Annotated in this window: 16 protein-coding genes; 7 read left to right on the forward strand and 9 right to left on the reverse strand. The window is 73.2% G+C overall.

Features of this window, described 5'->3' with window-relative positions; translation table 11 throughout:
• The first annotated feature begins 216 nt into the window (after positions 1 to 216).
• The 4 genes from AB0M29_RS17040 (at position 217) to AB0M29_RS17055 (ending at position 5,489) form a co-directional block, all read left to right on the forward strand.
• The gene (locus AB0M29_RS17040; RefSeq protein ID WP_365383235.1) at positions 217 to 1,482 is read left to right on the forward strand and encodes a serine/threonine-protein kinase; all 1,266 of its coding nucleotides are present in this window, start codon (positions 217 to 219) and stop codon (positions 1,480 to 1,482) included.
• 300 nt (positions 1,483 to 1,782) lie between these two features.
• The gene (locus AB0M29_RS17045) at positions 1,783 to 2,973 is read left to right on the forward strand and encodes an acyl-CoA dehydrogenase family protein (RefSeq protein WP_365383237.1); all 1,191 of its coding nucleotides are present in this window, start codon (positions 1,783 to 1,785) and stop codon (positions 2,971 to 2,973) included.
• Positions 2,970 to 4,115: an acyl-CoA dehydrogenase family protein gene (locus AB0M29_RS17050; protein WP_365383238.1), complete on the forward strand. Its 1,146-nt coding sequence runs from the start codon at positions 2,970 to 2,972 to the stop codon at positions 4,113 to 4,115. The genes AB0M29_RS17045 and AB0M29_RS17050 overlap by 4 nt, the downstream gene beginning before the upstream one ends.
• A 135-nt stretch (positions 4,116 to 4,250) precedes the next feature.
• Positions 4,251 to 5,489, forward strand: a complete 1,239-nt coding sequence (locus AB0M29_RS17055) for an alginate lyase family protein (protein ID WP_365383240.1) — start codon at positions 4,251 to 4,253, stop codon at positions 5,487 to 5,489.
• 14 nt (positions 5,490 to 5,503) lie between these two features.
• Here AB0M29_RS17055 and AB0M29_RS17060 read toward each other — a convergent pair whose 3' ends face one another.
• The 5 genes from AB0M29_RS17060 to AB0M29_RS17080 form a co-directional block, all read right to left on the reverse strand.
• On the reverse strand, positions 5,504 to 6,307 hold the full coding sequence (locus tag AB0M29_RS17060; protein ID WP_365383242.1) for an RNA methyltransferase: 804 nt from the start codon (positions 6,305 to 6,307) through the stop codon (positions 5,504 to 5,506).
• 53 nt (positions 6,308 to 6,360) lie between these two features.
• Positions 6,361 to 7,596 carry a uroporphyrinogen-III C-methyltransferase gene (cobA, locus tag AB0M29_RS17065; protein ID WP_365383244.1) on the reverse strand — a complete coding sequence of 412 codons (1,236 nt, stop codon included), beginning with the start codon at positions 7,594 to 7,596 and terminating at the stop codon, positions 6,361 to 6,363.
• Positions 7,597 to 7,929: 333 nt separating this feature from the next.
• Positions 7,930 to 11,100: a nicotinate-nucleotide--dimethylbenzimidazole phosphoribosyltransferase gene (gene cobT / locus AB0M29_RS17070; protein ID WP_365383246.1), complete on the reverse strand. Its 3,171-nt coding sequence runs from the start codon at positions 11,098 to 11,100 to the stop codon at positions 7,930 to 7,932.
• A gap of 291 nt (positions 11,101 to 11,391) precedes the next feature.
• Positions 11,392 to 12,615: a precorrin-6y C5,15-methyltransferase (decarboxylating) subunit CbiE gene (cbiE, locus tag AB0M29_RS17075; protein ID WP_365383248.1), complete on the reverse strand. Its 1,224-nt coding sequence runs from the start codon at positions 12,613 to 12,615 to the stop codon at positions 11,392 to 11,394.
• Positions 12,616 to 12,726: 111 nt separating this feature from the next.
• Positions 12,727 to 13,365 carry a GNAT family N-acetyltransferase gene (locus tag AB0M29_RS17080; protein ID WP_365383250.1) on the reverse strand — a complete coding sequence of 213 codons (639 nt, stop codon included), beginning with the start codon at positions 13,363 to 13,365 and terminating at the stop codon, positions 12,727 to 12,729.
• A 186-nt stretch (positions 13,366 to 13,551) separates the two neighbouring features.
• Between AB0M29_RS17080 and AB0M29_RS17085 the strand changes: the two genes are divergently transcribed.
• A complete protein-coding gene (locus tag AB0M29_RS17085; protein ID WP_365383252.1) occupies positions 13,552 to 14,349 on the forward strand; it encodes a class I SAM-dependent methyltransferase in 798 nt (265 codons plus the stop codon).
• A 50-nt stretch (positions 14,350 to 14,399) separates the two neighbouring features.
• On the opposite strand, the gene AB0M29_RS17090 is transcribed toward AB0M29_RS17085, so the two are convergent.
• The 3 genes from AB0M29_RS17090 to AB0M29_RS17100 form a co-directional block, all read right to left on the reverse strand.
• Entirely contained in the window at positions 14,400 to 15,260 is an 861-nt protein-coding gene (locus AB0M29_RS17090) for a MetQ/NlpA family ABC transporter substrate-binding protein (RefSeq protein ID WP_365383254.1), read from the reverse strand.
• A 98-nt stretch (positions 15,261 to 15,358) separates the two neighbouring features.
• Complete coding sequence (locus AB0M29_RS17095) at positions 15,359 to 16,072, reverse strand: methionine ABC transporter permease (protein WP_365383256.1); 714 nt, start codon at positions 16,070 to 16,072, stop codon at positions 15,359 to 15,361.
• Positions 16,069 to 17,094, reverse strand: coding sequence for an ATP-binding cassette domain-containing protein (locus tag AB0M29_RS17100; RefSeq protein ID WP_365383258.1), 1,026 nt, complete (start codon positions 17,092 to 17,094; stop codon positions 16,069 to 16,071). The genes AB0M29_RS17095 and AB0M29_RS17100 overlap by 4 nt, the downstream gene beginning before the upstream one ends.
• A gap of 409 nt (positions 17,095 to 17,503) precedes the next feature.
• Here AB0M29_RS17100 and AB0M29_RS17105 point away from each other — a divergent pair, with 409 nt between their 5' ends.
• Positions 17,504 to 17,872 carry a hypothetical protein gene (locus AB0M29_RS17105; protein ID WP_365383260.1) on the forward strand — a complete coding sequence of 123 codons (369 nt, stop codon included), beginning with the start codon at positions 17,504 to 17,506 and terminating at the stop codon, positions 17,870 to 17,872.
• Positions 17,865 to 18,338: a hypothetical protein gene (locus tag AB0M29_RS17110; RefSeq protein WP_365383262.1), complete on the forward strand. Its 474-nt coding sequence runs from the start codon at positions 17,865 to 17,867 to the stop codon at positions 18,336 to 18,338. Before AB0M29_RS17105 ends, AB0M29_RS17110 begins: the two co-directional genes overlap by 8 nt.
• A 5-nt stretch (positions 18,339 to 18,343) precedes the next feature.
• Here AB0M29_RS17110 and AB0M29_RS17115 read toward each other — a convergent pair whose 3' ends face one another.
• The gene (locus AB0M29_RS17115) at positions 18,344 to 18,850 is read right to left on the reverse strand and encodes a GNAT family N-acetyltransferase (protein ID WP_365383264.1); all 507 of its coding nucleotides are present in this window, start codon (positions 18,848 to 18,850) and stop codon (positions 18,344 to 18,346) included.
• Positions 18,851 to 18,963: the final 113 nt, after the last annotated feature.

Here is an 18,963-nt window from a genome sequence, read left to right on the forward strand (position 1 = left end):
TGGCAGACGGACCGTTGGCGATGAGGGCGCGGTGCTGACAGCCCGTCGGGCGGGCCCGCTCCCACTCCTCAAGGATCCCACCCGGCACTGACAATTCACGGGCCCGCGCCTGCGGGCCTTCAGCGCGCACGGGGACTTGAGTCCGTAAGCTGTGGTCGGCCGACCGGCCAGTCAGCGGAGTGGGGCGTCCCCACCGGAGGTAGTGGGGGTGTCGCAATGGCGATGATGCGGCTCCGGCGTGAGGATCCGCGGGTCGTGGGCACCTTCCGGCTGCACCGGCGGCTGGGCGCGGGCGGCATGGGCGTGGTCTACCTGGGCGCCGACAAGCGCGGCCAGCGGGTGGCGCTCAAGGTGATCAGGCCCGAGCTGGCGGAGGACCAGGAGTTCCGCTCGCGGTTCGCGCGCGAGGTCTCGGCCGCCCGGCGGATCCGCGGCGGCTGCACGGCCCGGCTGGTCGCGGCCGATCTGGAGGCCGAACGCCCCTGGTTCGCCACGCAGTACGTGCCGGGGCCCTCGCTGCACGACAAGGTCGCCGAGAACGGCACGCTGTCCGCGGCCGAGGTCGCCTCGATCGGTGCGGCATTGGCCGAGGGGCTGGTGGCGGTGCACGAGGCGGGTGTGGTGCACCGGGATCTGAAGCCGTCGAACATCCTGCTCTCGCCCAAGGGCCCGCGGATCATCGACTTCGGTATCGCGTGGGCGACGGGGGCGAGCACCCTCACGCACGTCGGCACCGCCGTGGGCTCGCCGGGCTTCCTCGCGCCCGAGCAGGTGCGCGGCGCCGCGGTCACTCCGGCGACGGACGTCTTCGCCTTCGGCGCGACGCTGGCGTACGCGGCGACCGCCGACTCGCCCTTCGGGCAGGGCAGTTCCGAGGTCATGCTGTACCGGGTGGTGCACGAGGAGCCGGATCTTGCGGGGGTGCCGGACGCGCTCGCGCCGCTGGTCTACGCGTGTCTCGCCAAGGATCCCGAGGAGCGGCCGAGCACCGCGCAACTGGCGGAGCGGCTGGCGGAGATCGCCGCGCGTGAGGCGCGGGGTATCGCCGCGCCGCGCCGGGAGGGGCTGCCGAAGGCGGCAGGCCCGCGCCCTGAGCGGCCCACGGGGCGGCGGGCGGAGGAGTACGCGCAGCAGCACACCGAGCGGCGGCCCGCGGGCGGCCCGACGAATGGCCGTACGGCCGGTACGGGGGCCGCCACGTCCGGCGGGCGTACCACCAACCCCCGTACCCCGGCCCCGCGCAGCGGTGCGGGCCGCACCCCGACGCGTACGGCCGCGGGCCGTCGGCCCGCGCCCAGCTCCAAGCGCCGCCTGCTGCGGCAGCGGGTGTTCGTCTTCGTCATCGTCACGCTCCTGGCCGCCATCTGCATCGCCGCGCTCCAGGGCTGCCACAGCCTCACCCACGCCCTGAGCACTCCCCGCCCGCCCGCCCCGATCACGGCCTCCCACCCGTCCGGTCCCGCCGCACCGACACGGAACTGACGCCCGTCCGGCGTCCCGCTCTCCCGCTCTCCCGCGCGGCGGGCGAAGACCCCACCGGGCCGGTGGGGGGAAGACGACGCGTCTGCCCCCTTGGGGCCGGTGGTGACGTGCAGCCCGGTCATGGGCTGGGCGCGCAGTTCCCCGCGCCCCTTTGGGGCGCTTCGGTGTGACCGCGCATCGCGACCCATCCGTACGGCCGCTCCTGGCGGGGGGGGTGGCGGAGTGGGCTTGGGTCGGTTAGGTTTCTAAGCGCTTGCTTAGATGGATGGTGTTCGGGCGATCGGGTAGGAGGCGCGGCGGATGACGGGTGGGATGGGCGAGGAGGAGCTGAGGGGGAGGGTGCGGGCGCTGCTCGGGGAGCGGGATCCCGGGGCGGGGGACGTGCTCGGGTTTCTGCGGGCGCGGTTCGACGCCGGGCTGGCGTGGGTGCACTTCCCGGTGGGGCTCGGGGGGCTGGGCGCCCCGCGGGCGCTGCAGGGCGTGGTGGACGCGGAGTTGGCCGCGGCGGGGGCGCCGGACAACGACCCGCGCCGGATCGGCATCGGCCTCGGCATGGCCGCCCCCACGATCCTGCGGTACGGCACCGACGAGCAGAAGTCCCGCTTCCTGCGTCCGCTGTGGACCGGCGAGGAGGTGTGGTGCCAGCTGTTCAGCGAGCCGGGCGCCGGCTCCGACCTGGCGGGCCTGCGCACCCGCGCCGTCCGGGACGGCGACGACTGGGTGGTGGACGGCCAGAAGGTATGGACGTCCAGCGCCCACAACGCCCGCTGGGCGATCCTCATCGCCCGTACCGACCCGGACGTCCCCAAGCACCGCGGCATCACGTACTTCGTGTGCGACATGACCGACCCGGGCGTCGAGGTCAGGCCGCTGCGGCAGATCACCGGCGAGGCCGAGTTCAACGAAGTGTTCCTCACCGGGGTCCGCATCCCCGACGCGCACCGCCTCGGCGAGGTCGGCGACGGCTGGCGGGTCGCGCAGAGCACGCTGATGAACGAGCGGGTGGCCATCGGCGGAGTGGCCGTACCGCGTGAGGGCGGCATGATCGCGCCGGTCGCGCGGACCTGGCGGGAGCGGCCCGAGCTGCGCACTCCCGAGCTGCACGACCGGCTGCTCGGGTTGTGGGTCGAGGCCGAGGTGGCCCGGCTCGGCGCCGAGCGGGTCCGCCAGCAACTGGCCGTCGGCGCACCCGGCCCGGAAGGCTCGGGCCTCAAGCTCGCCTTCGCCGGGCTCAACCAGCGGATCAGCGGCCTGGAGGTCGAACTCCTCGGCGAGGAGGGCCTGCGCTACAGCGACTGGACGATGGTCCGCCCGCTGAGCGTGGACTTCTACGGGCGCGACGCGGGCTACCGCTATCTGCGCGCCAAGGGCAACTCGATCGAGGGCGGCACGTCCGAGATCCTCCGCAACATCGTCGCGGAGCGCGTGCTCGGCCTGCCCTCGGAACCGCGTACCGACAAGGACGCCGCCTGGAAGGACCTGCCCCGATGACCGCCGCCGCCCCCGCTCCCGGCACGCCCGACCTGCTCTACTCCGAGGTCGAGGACGACCTGCGCGCCGCCGTCCGCGAGGTGCTGGCCGACCGCTGCCCGCCCACCGCCGTGCTGGCCGCGATCGAGACCGACACCCCGTACGACCCCGCCCTGTGGCGGGTGCTGGCCGCCGAACTCGGCCTCGCCGGACTGCTGGTGCCCGAGAAGCTCGGCGGTCAGGGTGCCTCCGCCCGGGAGGCCGCCGTGGTCCTGGAGGTGCTCGGCGGCGCGGTGGCCCCCGTGCCCTTCCTGGGCAGCGCGGTGCTCGCCACGACCGCACTGCTGGGCTGCGACACCGGAGCTGACACGGTGTCCGCGCTCCTCGGCAGGCTGGCGGCGGGCAGCGCCACCGCCGCTCTGGCCGTACCGCTGTCCGCCGCGCCCGGCGGCCCGTTCCCCACCGGGGTGCGCGCCACCGCGGACGGCGTGCTGACCGGCACGGTCACCAGCGTCGCCGACGCGCTCACCGCGGACGTGCTCGTCGTCCCGGCCGTCGGTCCCGACGGGCCCGCGCTGTACGAGGTCGCCGCGGCCGAGGCGGCGTTGACCCGGCCGGTGTCACTCGACCTGACCCGCCCGCTGGCCGATGTCGCGCTCGACGGCGCCACCGGCCGCCCGCTGCCCGCCGCCGACCCGGCCGCCGCACTGGACGGCGCGCTGCTGGCCGGGGCGGGACTGCTCGCCTCGGAGCAGCTCGGCCTCGCCCAGTGGTGCCTTGACGAGACGGTCCGCTACCTCGGCGAGCGGCACCAGTTCGGGCGGGTGGTGGGCTCCTTCCAGTCGCTCAAGCACCGGCTCGCCGACCTCTGGCTGGAAGTCGTCTCGGCCCGCGCCGCAGCCAGGAACGCCGCCGACGCGCTGGCCCGCGAGGCCGACGACGTCCGCGTGGCGGTGGCCGTCGCGCAGTCGTACGCCGCCACGACCGCCGTCCACGCGGCCGAGGAGGCGGTGCAGTTGCACGGCGGTATCGGCATGACGTGGGAGCACCCGCTGCATCTGTACCTGAAGCGGGCGAAGGCCAACGAGATCGCGCTCGGCACCCCGGGACGGCACCGCGCGGCGCTGGCGCAGTTGGTCGGACTCCCGGCCGCGGAAGGGTAGTCGGTGACCCGTGGCCCCGCCGGATGCGTGAAGGCGGCGGCGGGGCACGGGACTTGACGCGAAGCTGGTCTGTACCTATGGTTCCCGCACCCCAAGGCGTTCAGGAATGAACGCTGCGTTCACACATAGGAACGGATGGCTCTCCGCATGGCAGGAACCCCCACACCTGCGCGGCACCGCCGCAGGACACGTCCCGCGGTCCTCGCCACCACAGCGGCCGCACTCTCGGCCCTGGTCGTCGGCGTCTTCGCCTGGCCCGGCACTCACCGGGCGGACGCCGCGCCCGCCACCTTCGTCCACCCCGGAGTGACCGTCTCCGCCGCCCAACTGGACTTCGTCCGCACGAAGGTGAACGCGGGCGCCCAGCCGTGGAAGGCCGCGTTCGACCAGATGATGGCGAGCCCGTACGCCTCGCTGTCGCGCACCCCCAAGCCCCGCGCGACCGTCGAGTGCGGCCCGGTCTCCAATCCCAACTACGGCTGCACCGACGAGCGTGAGGACGCGATAGCGGCGTACACCGACGCCCTCGCCTGGTACCTCACCCGCGACGCCCGCTACGCGCAGAAGTCCATCGCGCTGATGGACGCCTGGTCGGGCACCATCACCTCGCACACCAACAGCAACGCGCCGCTGCAGACCGGCTGGGCGGGCTCGTCCTGGCCCAAGGCGGCCGAGATCATCAAGTACACCTACACCGGCGGCTGGCCGCAGTCCGGCCGCTTCGGCACGATGCTGCGCAACGTCTACCTGCCCGAGATCATCAACGGCTCCAACTCCAACGGCAACTGGGAGCTGTCGATGATGGAGGCCGCCGTCGGGATATCGGTCTTCCTCGACGACAAGACCTCGTACGACAAGGCGATGGCCCGCTTCCGCACCCGCGCGGCCGCGTACGTCTACCTCTCCACCGACGGGGCGCTGCCCAAGACGGTGCCGAGCCAGAACCTCAACACCAAGGAGAAGATCGTCAGTTACTGGCAGGGCCAGTCCACCTTCGTCACCGGCCTGACCCAGGAGACCTGCCGCGACTTCACGCACAGCGGCTACGGCATCTCCGCGATCTCGCACATCGCCGAGACCAGCCGGATCCAGGGGCAGGACCTCTACGGCACCGACATCGGCGAACGGCTGCGGCAGGCACTCGGCTTCCAGTCCAAGTACGAGCTGGGCACCGCACCGCCGAGCTGGCTGTGCAACGGCACCATCAAGCGCGGGCTCGGCCCCGTGACGGAGGTCGGCTTCAACGCGCTGCACAACCGGCGCGGCGTCGCGATGGCCAACACGCAGACGCTGACCGAGCGGAACCGCCCGGCGGGCTCCAACAACCTGTTCGTCGCCTGGGAGACGCTGACCAGCGCCGACAACCCCAACTGACGGACCGGCCGCCGCTACTGGCGGGTCGCGTAGAAGGCCACGGCGGAGGCGGCGGCCACGTTGAGCGAGTCGACGCCGGCCGCCATCGGGATACGCACCCACTCGTCCGCCGCGCGGAGGGCGTCGATCGTCAGGCCGTCGCCCTCCGTGCCGAGCATCAGGGCCAGCTTGTCGTAGCGGCGGGCGGCGAGTTCGTCGACCGTGATCGACTTGTCGGCCAGGCAGAGCGCCGCCGTCACGATGCCGTGGCGGCGGAACAGCTCCATGTCCTTCGGCCAGGACGGCAGCCGGGTCCACGGCACCTGGAGGACGGCGCCCATCGACACCTTCACGGCACGCCGGTAGAGCGGGTCGGCGCAGCGCGGCGTGAGGAAGACGGCGTCCACGCCGAGGGCGGCCGCGTTGCGGAAGGCGGCGCCCAGGTTGGCGTGGTCGACGATGTCCTCGAAGACGGCGAAGCGGCGGCCGGCGGCCAGCAGCTCCTCCGGCGGGAGCAGCGGCTTGCGCTGGATGGACGCCAGGGCGCCGCGGTGCACGTGGTAACCGGTGACCTGCTCGGCGAGTTCCGGGGTGACGGCGTAGACGGGCGCGGGCAGCTCGTCGATGACATCGCGCATGACGTCCACCCACTTGGCGGACAGCAGCATCGACCGCATGCGGTAACCGGCGTGCCGGGCGCGTCTGATCACCTTCTCGCCCTCGGCGATGAACAGCCCCTCGGCGGGTTCGCGGCGCCTCCTCAGCTCGACGTCGGTGAGCGACGTGTAGTCGTGAAGGCGCGGGTCGTCGGGATCGTCGATCGTGATGAGCTCAGCCACAGCCTGATACTGCCCTGTCCGCCCGCCGCTGCCAACGGCGGGTCCGCAACCTGTTACCGCCGGGTACCCCCGGTGAGGGCGCCGCCCACGGTCACCACGTCGCCGATGACGATCACGGCGGGCGGCCTGACGCCCTCCTCCGCGATCCGCGCGGCGACGGTCCCCAGGGTGCCGTCCACCCGCCGCTGGGCGGCGGTCGTGCCCTCCTGGATCACGGCCACCGGGGTGTCTGCCCCGCGGCCTCCCGCCACCAGCGCCTCGGCGATCTCGGCGATCCGCTCGACGGCCATCAGCAGCACCAGGGTGCCGCGCAGCCGGGCCAGCGCGGCCCACTCGACCAGCGAGCGCGGGTCGTCGGGCGCGACATGGCCGCTGACGACGGTGAACTCATGGGCGACGCCGCGGTGGGTGACGGGGATGCCGACGGCGCCCGGCACGCTGATGGAGCTGGAGATGCCGGGCACGACGGTGACCGCGATGCCCTCGGCGGCGAGCGCCTCGGCCTCCTCCATGCCCCGGCCGAAGACGTACGGGTCGCCGCCCTTGAGGCGCACCACCGCCTTGCCCGCCTTGGCGTGCTCGATCAGCGCGGAGTTGATCGCCTCCTGGGCCATCGCCCGGCCGTACGGGATCTTCGCCGCGTCGATCACCTCGACGTGCGGCGGGAGTTCGTCCAGCAGGTCGCGCGGGCCGAGGCGGTCGGCGATCACCACGTCGGCCTCGGCGAGCAGCCGCCGGCCCCGTACGGTGATCAGGTCCGGGTCGCCGGGGCCGCCGCCGACGAGCGCGACGCCCGGTGTGCGGGTCCGGTGGTGCGGGGCCGCCAGGCTGCCGTCCCGCAGCCCCTCGACGATCGCGTCCCGTACGGCGGCCGAGCGGCGCGGGTCGCGCCCGGTCAGTACGGCGACGGTGACGCCTTCGGTGCGGCCGGTGGCGGGGGTCCAGGCGGTGGCCGCCTCGGCGTCGTCGCTGCGGACGCACCACACCCGGCGGGCCTCGGCCTCGGCGGAGGCGGCGGCGTTCGCCGCGGGGTCGGTCGTGGCGATCAGCGCGTACCAGGCGTCGGCGAGGTCGCCGTCCTGGTAGCGCCGCCGCTCCCAGCGCACCTCGCCCGCCGTCACCATGGCCTCGACGGAGGGCGTCGCGGAGGGTGACACCAGCACGATGTCCGCTCCCGCGGAGACCAGCGCGGGCAGCCGTCGCTGGGCGACCTGGCCGCCGCCCAGCACGACGACCCGCCGTCCGGCCAGCCGCAGTCCGACGGGGTAGGGCGCGTCATGACGTTCCATGGTGCGACGGCTCCTTCACAGATCTGTCCGGCTCTACGGTGCCGCTGCGCCCTCGGAGCGGCGAAGTGTCCTACGAGGTCAGCCCCACACTACGGCCTACGACCCGCACCCAATCTCCCCGCTCACCCAGTCTCCCCCGCACCTTCTTTCCGCCGCGACGGCGGGGTCCCCCACCGGGGAAATCGGCGGTGCCGAGCCCACCGCGGGCGACGGCGGAGGTGGGCCCGGCACCGCCGGACAGGAGCGTCTCGCGTCCCGCCGCGGCGGCGGAGAGTGGTGCGCGGGGAGTGGGGCACGGTGACCGCACCCCACTCCCCGTGACGACCGGGCCGGTTAGGCCTTTTCTGTGACGCCGGCGGCGTCGAAGGTGGCTACCTCGTGCATGACGCGGGCGGCGCTCTGGACGAGGGGGAGGGCCAGGAGGGCGCCGGTGCCCTCGCCGAGGCGGAGGTCAAGGTCGACCAGGGGCCGCAGGCCGAGGGTGGTGAGGGCGGCGACGTGCCCGGGCTCGGCGCTGCGGTGACCGGCGATGCAAGCCGCCAGCACCTCGGGCGCGATCGCCCGGGCGACGAGCGCGGCGGCGCCCGCGCTGACACCGTCGAGGATGACCGGGGTCCGCAGCGCGGCAGCGCCCAGCAGCAGGCCCACCATGGCGGCGTGTTCGAGCCCGCCGATCATCGTCATGACGCCGATCGGGTCCGCGGGGTCCGGCCGGTGCAGTTCGAGCGCCCGGCGGACCACGTCCACCTTGCGCGCGTGCATCTCGTCGTTGATGCCGGTGCCGCGCCCGGTGACCTCGGCCGCGTCGACCCCGGTGAAGACGGCGATCAGCGCGGCGGACGTGGTGGTGTTGGCGATGCCCATCTCACCGGTGAGCAGCGCCTTGTTGCCCGCCGCGACCAGGTCGCGGGCCGTCTCGATGCCGACCTCGATGGCCCGCAGCACGTCCTCGCGGGTCATCGCGGGGCCGACGGTGAAGTCGTCGGTGCCGAACCGCACCTTGCGCGGCAGCAGCCCCGGGGTGCTGGGCAGTTCGGAGGCGACACCCACGTCGATGACGCAGACCTCGGCGCCGACCTGGTTGGCGAACGCGTTGCAGACCGCGCCGCCGCCGAGGAAGTTGGCCACCATCTGGCCGGTGACCTCCTGCGGCCAGGCGGTGACACCCTGGGCGTGCACCCCGTGGTCGCCCGCGAAGATCGCGACGGCCGCGGGCTCCGGGATCGGCGGCGGGCACTGCCGCGACAACCCGCTGAGCTGCGCGGAGATGATCTCCAGCATGCCCAGCGCACCGGCCGGCTTGGTCATCCGCTTCTGCCGCTCCCACGCCTCGCCGAGCGCCTTGGCGTCCAGCGGGCGGATGCCGCGCAGCGTCTCCTCCAGCAGGTCGTGCGGCTCCTCGCCGGGCAGCGCACGGTTGCCGTACTCCTCGTCGTGCACGACCCAGGACAGCGGCCGCCGCTGCGACCAGCCCGCCTGCATCAGCTCGGGCTCCTCGGGGAACTCGTCGACGTACCCGACGCACAGGTAGGCGACGACCTCCAGGTGCTCGGGCAGGCCGAGCTCCTCGACCATCTGGCGCTCGTCGAAGAAGCTGACCCAGCCGACGCCCAGGCCCTCGGCGCGGGCGGCGAGCCAGAGGTTCTCCACCGCGAGCGCGGAGGAGTACGGCGCCATCTGCGGCTGGGTGTGCCGGCCGAGGGTGTGGCGGCCGCCGCGGGTGGAGTCGGCGGTGACCACGATGTTGACCGGAGTGTCGAGGATCGCCTCGATCTTCAGCTCGCGGAACTGCCGCGCCCGGCCCTTCGGCAGCGACTTGGCGTACGCCTCCCGCTGCTGCATGGCCAGTTCGTGCATCTTCTCGCGGGTCTTCTCCGAGCGGATGACCACGAAGTCCCACGGCTGCGAGTGCCCGACGCTGGGCGCGGTGTGCGCCGCCTCCAGCACGCGCAGCAGCACGTCGTGCGGGATGGGGTCGGAGCGGAAGCCGTTGCGGATGTCGCGGCGCTCGCGGATGACCCGGTGCACGGCGTCGCGCACCGACGGTTCGTACGCCTCCGCCGCCCCCAGTCGCGGCGGCTCCGCCTCGGTGACCGCCTCGGCCGCCGGTTCGGGTACGGCGGCGGGCTCCACGGCTTCGGGTGCGGCGGCTACGGCGGCTTCGGCCGTCTCGTCCGCGGCGGGGCCGTCGAGCTCGACCGGGACCGCGGCGACCAGGGCCGCCTCCAACGGTGCCGTCTCCGGGGCCGGTTGGGCCGCGGGGGCGGGAGCGGGCACCGGCTCCTGCACCGGCTCCGCGGGCTGCGGGGCCTGCGGGGCGACGACGGCCACGGGCGCGGGTTCGGGAGCGGGCTCCGGCTGGGGCTCGGGCTCGGCCACCGCGGCCACGGCTTCGGGAGCCGGTACGGGCGTGGGCGCGGCCTCCGCGGCGGGAGCGGGAACGGCTTCAGCGACGGGCGCCGGAGCGGCATCCGCGGCGGGCGCCGGGGGCTGCACCGCCACGGGCGCGGACGCGGGGACCGCGATCTGCTCCACGGCCACCGGCTGCGCGGGGATCACCGCGTCGACCGGCACGGCGGGTGCCACGACGGCGGCGGGCATCTGCCCGCTGTCCGCGGGGCCCGCGGACTGCGCCGGGATCGCACCGCTGTCGGCGTGCGGGATCAGCGACTGCTGCGACACGGACGGGGCCGCGGGCCACGCGCTGCCGGGCACGGCCACCGCGGGGTCGCCCGCGTCGCCGGTCTGCTGCGCGGGGATGCCGGAGACGTCGTCCTGCGGCACGTCGAGGTACTCGGGGCCCGCGGTGGGCGGCCCGTCGGACCGTACCGGCGTCGCCACCGGGGTCGGGGCGGGCGTGTGGGCGTGCGCGGGACCGCGGTCGGCGAGCGAGCGTACGGAGACTCCACCGCTGGGGGTGTCGGTGATCGGCGGGCCCATGTGCAGCGGGCGGCGCGGCGCCACGGACTGCGCGCCGGACGGCTGGGACACGGCGGAGGACGGCTGCTGCGGGACGGCGGCGGACGGGTCCGCGGCCTGCTCCCCCGCCGGTTCACCGCTCTGCGCCGACGGCGCCTGCGCGTCGGCGGGGGCGCCGGGGTGCGTCACGCCGGGGACCGCGCCGGGCGGCAGGTCGCCGTTCATCGGCGGCAGCACGGCGGCGTAGTCGATGGAGCCCGAGTCGCGGCCGCCCGCGGCGTGCGCGTCGGCGGCCGGCGGCACGGGTGCCTGCGGCGGCACCGGCTGCGGGTCGCTCCAGGTCGCCTGCGGGCCGGGCATCAGCAGCACGTCGTCCTCGTCGTCGATCCCCGCGCCGGGGGCGGCGGGGTGGTCGAGGAAGGTGTACGCCGGTTCGGCCTGCGCGGTCAGCGGATCCGTTCCCCAGCCGGGAGCGGACGGTTGCGGTACGGCATTTCCGGGAAGCTCGGAGTGCGGCGGGAGAACCGCTTCCCCGACCGCGTTCTCCGGTAGCCCCTCGCCGGGGATCTGACCGGTGTCCGTCATGCGTGCCCCTCGCCCATCGGTTTCGCTCCTTCCAGCGCTGCGCCGAGCGCGGCCCAACCCCCACAGCTAAGAACGAGCGTGCATGGGATGCGGCACGTCGGCGCCGGGCGCCGCAATCCTCGACGACCCGTCAACGCACGACGACGGCACAACGATCCGCCAGCCTACCCCGCCCGGTCGTCCCGTTCGCCCCGTGGTCCGCACCTCGGGACGCCCTTCGAAGGGATCTCGAACACACCGCCGCGACCGGCGAAAACACCCGTCACACGGCTATCTGTGATCATGCACAGGTCAGCGTCGAGTGCCGCAGAGCACGAAGGTCACCGTGCGTTCCCGTTCCGCCCATTCGGAATCCAGTTCGACGGACTGCAGCAGGGCGCGTTCGACGTCGTAACCGCCTTCCTCCAGCGCCCTGGTGACCGCCTCGGCGTCGTCGCGGGTGATCGCCGCGGCCACGATCCGCTCGGGGCGGCGGGCGGCGCAGGCGGCCGTCACCTCCGCGTCGGCGTAGCCGATCCTGATCACGTCGGGCTCCGGGAGGTCCTCCAGGGCCTGGGGCGCGGTGCCGTGCACCACCTGGAGTTGGACGCCGGTCCTGCGTGCGGTCACGGTGATCCAGTCGCAGGCGTCCGCGTCGGCGTCGACGGCGATGACGGCGGCGCCGAAACGGGCCGCCTCGACGGCGAGCGAGCCGTCGGCCGCGCCGATGTCCCACACCAGGTCGCCGGTGCGCGGCCCCAGCCGGGCGAGTTGGAAAGCGCGTACCTGCGCGGAGGTGCCGCCGCCGTACTCGGACGACGGCAGCGCCCAGCCGCGGACCAGACCGGGGAATCCGGGATCCCGGCCCGCGATCCAGCCGCCGCCGCGCTCACCCGGAGTGACCCCCAGCCCGGCCGCGCCGGCGGCGGAAGGAGTGCCTCCGACGACCAGCACCACGTTGGGATCGCGCCAGATGTGGTCGGCGACCTTGTCGGAGGTGAGAACTGTCACCTCTTCCTGCTCGGTGCCGAGCGCCTCGCAGATGACGAAGGTGCGGTGCACCCCGGTCAGCAGCAGGGCGAGTTCCGCGGGGCCGGCGCCGGGCGCGGTGAGGACGGCGACCTTCGGATAGGCACGGCACACGTTCACCGCGCGGCGCAGCGTACGGCTGGTGGCGACGACCACCCGGGCGTCGTCCCAGGGCATCCCGGCCCGGGCGAAGGCGGTCGACACGGCGGAGACGGCGGGGACCACCTCGATCTCCAGGCCGTGCTCGGGGGCGCGCAGCGCGCGGACGCTGCCGAAGAATCCGGGGTCGCCGTCGGCCAGCACCACCGCGGTGCCGCGGTGCTTGGCGATCCGCCGGGCGGCGATGTCGATGCTGCCGAGGACGATGCGCTCGGCGTGCTCGGGTACGTACGGCAGGGCGAGATGGTGTCTGGTGCCCGCGACGAGGGTGGCGGCGTTGAGCGCGGCACGGGCGGCCTCGGACGGAGGCGAGCCGTCCCACCCGATCACGGTGACCCGGTCGGCCATCGTCGTCTGCCTCCATGGCGTGTGCGGATCGTGGGGATCCGGGCGCGGCACGGCGGCACGCTCCCGGGGGAAGAACCCTAACCCGGGCGGGGGCGGCGTGGCGGGGGGCGGTCAGGCCCAGTCGGCGAAGTGCGCGTAGTCCTCGTCACCGCTGGAGCGGCCGGACAGCCCGTCGAGGTCCTCGGGCAGCAGGCTCCACACCAGCAGGTCGGTGCGGATCTCGGCCCAGTGGCCGTCCTCGGTCTGGGTGCGGACGATCCCGGCGTTGCGCAGCACGCCCTCGCTGACACAGCCGATCTTCTGCGCCACCTGCTGGGACGCGGTGTTGTCGGCGGCGGTGCGCAGCTCCAGCCGCTCGAAACGGCGGTCGTCGAAGAGCCAGTGGCAGACGGCGAGCACCGACTCGCTGGCGTAGCCCTCGCCGCGTGCCCAGGCCGCGGTCATGTAGCCGACCTCGGTGCCGCGGATGCGCCAGTTGGTGTTCTGCAGATGGACGGTGCCGACCAGCCGCTGGGTGAGGAACTCGGTGACGGCCAGCACGATCCCGCGGCCCTCGGCGCGTTCGGCGGGCGCGGTTCTGGTGATGAACTCCCGGGCGTCCTCGTCGGTGTAGGGCTGCGGTACGCCCGTCCACGCGGTGACCATCTCGTCGTTCATCATCTCCGCGAGGGCGGGGATGTCTGCCTCCTCGTACGCGCGCAGCACCAGCCGCTCCGTACTGATCGAGATGTCCGGAAAGGTGGGCGTCATTCGCTGCTCCGTAACCAGGGCATGTGTGGATTGCACAGCATGCAGCATCGCGCGCGGCACACGCCGGGCAGGGTCGCCGCGGCGGCTGTGGGGGCGCGCGGCGGCGAACGCCCTTCCAGAGTAGGGCGAATGCCGGTCAGGGAGGGTATCCGTGCTCGTCATCCGATCCTGCTACCGTCAGCCCGCGTGACAGTGCACCACGCAGCAGGAGTCGGCTATCAGCGGGCCGCGGGGGTCTATGAGTCCTCCCGGCCCTCCTATCCGCTCGCCGCGCTCGCCGCGCTGGCTGACGCCCTGCCCCTGGAGGCGGGGCGCACCGTCGTCGACCTCGGGGCGGGGACCGGCAAGTTCACCCGGCTCCTGGCGCTGACCGGGGCCGAGGTGCTGGCGGTCGAGCCGGTCAAGGAGATGCGCGAGCGGCTGGCGGAGCTGCTGCCCGGTGTGGCGGTGAACGCGGGCACGGCGGAGGCGAGCGGGCTGCCGGACGGCTGCGCGGACGCGGTGGTGGCGGCGCAGTCCTGGCACTGGTTCGAGGAGGCGGCGGCGCTCGCCGAGGTGGAGCGGCTGCTGCGGCCGGGCGGCGCGCTGGTGCTGGTGTGGAACACCTTCGACACCTCGGTGCCGTGGATGCGCGACTTCCAGGACATCTACTTCCGGCTGGCGCCGCGCGACCTGCCGAGCCCGCCGCTGGCGACCGGGCTGGGCGAGCCGGACCCGAGCGCGCACTGGCGCAAGGGCTTCGAAGCACGTCCCGGGTGGGGCCCGATCGAGGAGCGGCACTGGCCCAATCCGCACTCCACCACGGTGGCGGACATCGTCGAGCGCATGATGTCGTCGAGCCACATAGCCGTTCTCGACGCACCGGCGCAGGCGCGCGTGCGGGCCGAGGTGGAGGCGGTGCTCGGCGCGCACGACGCGACCAGGGTCAGCGGTGCGATCGAGATGCCGTACATGACGGACGTGTACTGGACGCGGCACGGCTGAGCGTCCCGCCGGACGCTCAGCCGTGCACATGCCCGGGTGGTGCGGGCCGGTCAGGCGGCCGGGGCGCCGAACGCCGGGATCACCGCACCCTTGAAGGTGTGCTCGATGTAGGCGCGCACCTCGGGCGAGTTGAGCAGTTTGGCCAGCTTCAGCACCCGCGGGTCGTTCTCCTGGCCCTTCTTCACGGCCAGGAAGTTGGCGTACGGGTTCCCGGCGGCCTTCTCCAGCGCGAGCGCGTCCTTGGTGGGGTCGAGGTGGCCCTCGATGGCGTAGTTGCCGTTGATCACCGCGGCGTCGACGTCGTCCAGCGAACGCGGCAGCTGCGCCGCCTCCAGCTCCTTGAACTTCAGGTGCCGGGGGTTGGCGGTGACATCGGCGGGGGTCGCGGTCTGGTCGGTGCCCGACCGCAGGGTGACCAGGCCGTTGTCGGCGAGCAGCTTCAGCGCGCGGGCCTCGTTGGTGGTGTCGTTGGGTACGGCGACGCTGTCGCCGTCCCGCAGGGCGCCGAGCGAGGTGATCTTGTGCGAGTAGACGCCGAGCGGCTCCAGTTCGACGTCGACAACGGGCACGATGTGGGTGCCGTTCTTCTTGTTGAAGTCGTCGAGATACGGCTTGTGCTGGAAGAAGTTGGCGCCGACCTGGCCCTGCTCGGTGGCGGTGTTGGGCAGCACGTAGTCCGAGAACTCCTTGACCTGGAGGTCGAGTCCGGCCTTCTTCGCCAGGTGGTCGCGCACGTAGTCCAGGATCTGGGCGTGCGGGGTGGGGCTGGCGGCGACGACCAGCGGGCCGTTCGCCTCCTTGCCGCTGCCGTCGGAGCGCGTCCCGGAGTCGGAGCCGCCGCAGGCGGCCAGTCCGAGCGAGAGCGTGCCCACGGCGAGGACGGCGGCGGTGATTTTGATGGTGTTACGCACGAAAAGTGCCTCTTTCTTGGGTGTGCTGCTGGATGGTTCCGCCCCGCAACGCCGCGGGGCCACTCGGAAGAAAGCGTGAGGAGAGCCCAGCCAGGGGCTCAGGAGGCGGCCGCCGCCGGGCGCAGCAGGCGCAGCCGGGGTGCGGCGCCGGAGCGGCCGCGGCGGGAGACCGCGCGGGCGGCGGTGTCGCCCAGGAGTTGGACGGCGGTCACCAGGACCACCAGCACCGCGACGATGACCCACATGAAGCCGGTCTCGAAGCGCTGGTAGCCGTAGCGCAGCGCCAGGTCGCCGAGGCCGCCGCCACCGACCACCCCGGCCATCGCCGAGTAGCCGATCAGCGCGATGACGGTGGTGGTGACGCTCGCGATCAGTGCGGCCAGCGACTCCGGCAGCAGCACCTTGCGGACCACCGTCCAGGTGCTGCCGCCCATCGCCTGGACTGCCTCGACGAGTCCGTGGTCGACCTCGCGCACCGCGGTCTCGACCAGCCGGGCGAAGAACGGCACGGCGCCGACGGCGAGCGGTACGACTGCGGCCTGCCAGCCGATGGTGGTGCCGACGATCATGCGGGTGAAGGACATCAGCGCGATCATCAAGATGACGAACGGCAGCGACCTGCCGACGTTCACCACGACGCCCAGCACCCGGTTGACCAGCAGGTTGCGCAGCAGCCCGCCGTGGTCGGTGAGGACCAGCAGCAGGCCGAGCGGGAGCCCGACGGCGACCGAGACCAGCGTCGACCACGCGACCATCCGCAGGGTGTCGCCGAGGGCCTGGGTGAGCAGCGGGTGCATCTGCGACCAGGTCACTTCGCGGCCCCCTCGGCGGCGACGTCGGCGACCGCCACGTCGAGGCCCTGCTCGCGCAGGAAGCCGATCGGCACCACGTTGTCCTCGAAGCGGCCCGGCAGTTCGATCCGCATCCGGCCGATCTGCCGTCCGTCGTAGGTCTCCATGGCGGCGCCGAGGATGGAGATGTCCACGTTGTACGTCCGCGCCAGCTGGGAGATCACTGGCCGGGTCGCGCTCTCGCCGTGGAAGGTGAGGTCGACGACCGTACGGTCGGGGCCCGACGGCTGCCCGCCGACGGGGAAGAGCTCCTCGGCCAGTTCGGAGCCGGGGGTGGCCAGCAGTTCCGCCACGGTGCCGGATTCCACGACACGTCCGCCTTTCATGAGTGCCGCCGAGTCGCAGACGGCCTTGACCACGTCCATCTCGTGCGTGATCAGCAGTACGGTCAGGCCGAGCTGCCGGTTGAGGTCGCGCAGCAGGCTCAGCACGGAGCGGGTGGTCTCCGGGTCGAGCGCGGAGGTGGCCTCGTCGGAGAGCAGCACCTTGGGGTCGCCCGCCAGCGCGCGGGCGATGCCGACGCGCTGCTTCTGGCCGCCGGAGAGCTGGGCGGGGTACGCCCGGGCCTTGTCGGACAGGCCGACCAGGTCGAGCAGCTCGCCCGCCTTGCGGGTGCGCTCGCGGCCGGAGACGCCGAGGATCTCCAGCGGCAGCTCCACGTTGTCCCGCACGGTGCGCGAGGACAGCAGGTTGAAGTGCTGGAAGACCATGCCGATGCCGGCGCGGGCGGCGCGCAGCGCGGCGGGCGCCCGGTCGGAGCGGCCCGCCAGCGCCGTGAGGTCGCGGCCGGCCACCTCGACGGTGCCGGAGGTGGGGCGTTCGAGCAGGTTGACGCAGCGGATGAGGGTGCTCTTGCCGGCGCCGCTGCGGCCCACGACGCCGTAGACCTCGCCTTCGCGTACATGCAGGTCCACCCCGTCCAGGGCGGTGACCTCGCGGTCGCGCGAGCGGTAGACCTTCCTCAGGTCCGTGGTGGTGATCACAGGGGTGTTCCGTCACTGTCGTGCGTACGGCGGGCACACCACCGCACACGGGGTTCTTCGGGGCACGCGGCACGACGGAGCCCAAGCGGGCTTCTGAGGGGCCGGCGGCGCGCGGGGCGCTCTGCCGGCGGTGTCGTGACGCGGGGGGCGGCCGTCTCGGGGACGCCGCTCGTCAGCCTCGGTCAGTCACACATTCGACACATACAACGAACACCGGGCGTGGTCGCCTCGGTCGCGCGGCAGCGGCTGTTCGTCGTGGTCATGTGCCCCAGTAAAGCAGACAAGCGGACGAGTTCCGAATTCCGGTCGGATAGTTCACTATGCGGACACAATCCCTGTCCTGGGCCGGTGCCGGCGGCCGGTGGGGGTGGGGAGATCGGGGGGTCACACCGCGTAATAGAGTCGCCGCATGCTCGACGCGGTACTCATCACGGTCTCGGTCACGGCGCTGCTGCTCGCGGCGTGGTGCGGTCTCGCCGCACGCCGTGACGAACCGACCAACGACTGGCACTTCATCGGGATGGCCGTGGTCACCCTGGCCACGCTGGTCCAGCTGGTGATCTCCGTCGTCCAGCTCTCCCGCGGCGAGCGGCCCGACCAGGGCATGGTGGTCTTCCTCGCCTATCTGGTGGGCGCGGTCTGCACGATTCCGGCGGCGGCCTTCATGTCCCTCGCCGAACGCACCCGGTGGGGCTCGGCGATCGTGGCGGCGGGCGGGGTGATCCTTGCCGTGCTGGAGCTGCGGCTGAACGAGATCTGGGGAGGCGGCAATGGCTGAGCGGACACAGGACCCGAAGGGCGCCGAGGACGCGCCGGAGGTACGGATCGGCCACGGGCCCGGGCGGCTGCTGCTGTCCCTCTACGCGGTCTTCACCGTGGCCGCGCTGTCCCGGTCGATCGTGCAGCTCAGCACCAAGTACCACGAGGCGCCGCTGGCGTACGTCCTGTCGGGTGTGGCCGGTGTGGTCTACGCGGTGATCACCTACGCGCTGTGGCGGGGCGGGGAGGCGGCCCGCAAGGTGGCGCTGGTGTGCTGCTCGGCGGAGCTGATCGGTGTGCTCACGGTCGGCACGCTGACCGTGGTGGACTCCTCGGCCTTCCCCGACGCGACGGTCTGGTCGGACTTCGGGGTCGGCTATGTCTTCCTGCCGCTGGCACTTCCGGTCGCCGGTCTGCTGTGGCTGCGGCGGGCCGCCCGTGAGGCGGGACAGCAGCAGCCACAGCGGACCGGCACCGAGAGCTAGCTGTTCTAGGCGGTCGCGGCGTAGCCCGCGGTCGCGGCGGCCTTCTCCATGGTCACCAGGCTGAGCCGGCGGCTGACCGGCTGCGCGGCGCCCACCTGCTCGTAGCCGAGCTTGCGGTACATCCGCAGATTGACCTGGCTGCGGTGGCCGGTGAAGAGCCGGTACCGCTTGGCCTCCTCCTCCGCCGCGAGCCGGTCCTCGACGGCGCTGAGCAGCCGGCCGCCGAGACCGTGCCGCTGCAGCCGCGGGTGGACTATGAGTTTCCCGATCCGCGCGGTGCCGTCGGGGTCGACGACGCCGCGCACCGAGCCGACGACCTCCTCGCCGAGCCGCGCCACCAGGACGCACCCCCCGGCGAGTTCGGCCCGCAGCTCGTCCAGGGTCTGGGTGAGCGGTTCGATGCTGTAGTCGCCGTAGAGCTCAGCCTCGCTCTGGTAGCAGAGGTACTGGAGTTTGAGGATCTTCTCGGCATCGCTGTGCTCTGCCGTAGAGATGGTCACGCTCATGCCCATGCGCGCAGGCCTCCCCTTCGAATCCGTCCGGGCAGTTTGAGGGTGGGTGTGCGCCCGGGACGAGTGCCTGAGCGGAGTTGGTGCGGATATGCGCCGCCTCCGTGGCGCCGATG

This window comes from Streptomyces sp. NPDC051976 (assembly GCF_040680795.1).
In the GTDB taxonomy this organism is placed as follows: Bacteria; Actinomycetota; Actinomycetes; order Streptomycetales; family Streptomycetaceae; genus Actinacidiphila.

Coding starts and splice junctions, on each gene's coding strand:
- AB0M29_RS17040 (WP_365383235.1), top strand. CDS start 217: ATGGCGATGATGCGGCTCCGGCGTGAGGATCCGCGGGTCGTGGGCACC.
- AB0M29_RS17045 (WP_365383237.1), top strand. CDS start 1,783: ATGACGGGTGGGATGGGCGAGGAGGAGCTGAGGGGGAGGGTGCGGGCG.
- AB0M29_RS17050 (WP_365383238.1), top strand. CDS start 2,970: ATGACCGCCGCCGCCCCCGCTCCCGGCACGCCCGACCTGCTCTACTCC.
- AB0M29_RS17055 (WP_365383240.1), top strand. CDS start 4,251: ATGGCTCTCCGCATGGCAGGAACCCCCACACCTGCGCGGCACCGCCGC.
- cobA (WP_365383244.1), bottom strand. CDS start 7,596: ATGGAACGTCATGACGCGCCCTACCCCGTCGGACTGCGGCTGGCCGGA.
- cobT (WP_365383246.1), bottom strand. CDS start 11,100: ATGACGGACACCGGTCAGATCCCCGGCGAGGGGCTACCGGAGAACGCG.
- cbiE (WP_365383248.1), bottom strand. CDS start 12,615: ATGGCCGACCGGGTCACCGTGATCGGGTGGGACGGCTCGCCTCCGTCC.
- AB0M29_RS17080 (WP_365383250.1), bottom strand. CDS start 13,365: ATGACGCCCACCTTTCCGGACATCTCGATCAGTACGGAGCGGCTGGTG.
- AB0M29_RS17105 (WP_365383260.1), top strand. CDS start 17,504: ATGCTCGACGCGGTACTCATCACGGTCTCGGTCACGGCGCTGCTGCTC.
- AB0M29_RS17110 (WP_365383262.1), top strand. CDS start 17,865: ATGGCTGAGCGGACACAGGACCCGAAGGGCGCCGAGGACGCGCCGGAG.
- AB0M29_RS17115 (WP_365383264.1), bottom strand. CDS start 18,850: ATGGGCATGAGCGTGACCATCTCTACGGCAGAGCACAGCGATGCCGAG.